Consider the following 1,142-nt stretch of genomic DNA (forward strand, 5'->3'; position numbering starts at 1 on the left):
ACGGGGCTGATCACCGGGCGCGGCGTGGCAAAGGCGTCGCGTGAGGGGCTGAAGGCGATGTTTCCGGAGCGCGGGTGATCTCTCCCCTTGAGGGCCTGTTGCGTAATTGGCTGGTTGTGATTCTCTGAGACGGAAGCTCGGAGGGAATCGCAATGGCGGTGAAGCAGACTGGTCAGTTGAGCCTGGCGGAAGCATTTTTGGGCCAGAAGCTTGCAGGTGGATCCTCGCCGCTCGATCGACTGTCCGGTCTGGTGAAGTGGTATCGCTTCGAGAAGCTGCTCAACCCGCTACGCGATGGCGGGGCGGGCCGTGCGGCCTGGCCGCCGTTGTTACTCTTCAAGGCGCTATTGCTGCAATCACTCTATGGGCTATCGGATCGCGAGCTCGAGGAAGCGCTGGGCGATCGATTGTCATTCCGGCGCTTTGTCGGGCTCGGGCTTGAGGAGAGCATCCCCGATCACACGGTACTGTCGCGCTTTCGCAACCTGCTTGTTGGCGAAGGGCTGATGGAGAAGTTGTTTGGCGAGTTGGACCGGCAGTTGGAGAAGGCCGGCGTGATCCTGAAGCGCGGCACGATGCTGGATGCCACGCTGATCGATGCGGTGTCGGCGCCGCCGGCAGCGGATCGGCCGTCGCAGGATACGGACGCCCGCGTCACCGCCCGCAAAGGCAAGCGCGGCCTCACCTTCGGCTATAAGGCCCATGTCGGGGTCGATGAGGGCTCTGGCCTGATCCGCACGGTGATCACCACGGCGGCCAACGTCAACGACACGGTGATGGCCGATGCCTTGATCTGCGGCGACGAGAAGGCGGTGTGGGCGGATGCCGCCTATGATACCCACGCCCGTCGTGCTCGATTGAAGGCCGAAGGCAAGAAGGTTCGCATTGCCCGCCGGCCCAACAAGCACCATCCGTTGCCCGAGCGGCTCAAGCGCTACAATCGCCTGATCGCGAGACGGCGAGCGGCGGTGGAGACCACTTTCGCGACGCTCAAGAACCGCATGAAGCTGACCACGATCCGCTATGTCGGACTGGCCAAGGCCGCAGCCCAAGTGACGATGGCAGCGATCGCCTTCAACATGCGCCGATGGGCCGCCATCACGCCATAGGTGCGTCCAGCATCCGGCCTAAGGCCGCATCGC

The 1,142-nt window shown here is 63.6% G+C and carries 1 protein-coding gene; it reads left to right on the forward strand.

Features of this window, described 5'->3' with window-relative positions; genetic code table 11:
- Positions 1-152 precede the first annotated feature (152 nt).
- Positions 153-1,109, forward strand: a complete 957-nt coding sequence (locus EN786_RS35910) for an IS5 family transposase (protein WP_135910005.1) — start codon at positions 153-155, stop codon at positions 1,107-1,109.
- The last annotated feature ends 33 nt before the right edge of the window (positions 1,110-1,142 follow it).

The sequence above is a fragment of the Mesorhizobium sp. M4B.F.Ca.ET.143.01.1.1 genome (assembly GCF_004792275.1).
GTDB lineage: Bacteria > Pseudomonadota > Alphaproteobacteria > Rhizobiales > Rhizobiaceae > Mesorhizobium > Mesorhizobium abyssinicae.

What these genes read in the sequence shown, in the direction of transcription:
- EN786_RS35910 (WP_135910005.1), top strand. Translation starts at nt 153, where the DNA reads ATGGCGGTGAAGCAGACTGGTCAGTTGAGCCTGGCGGAAGCATTTTTG.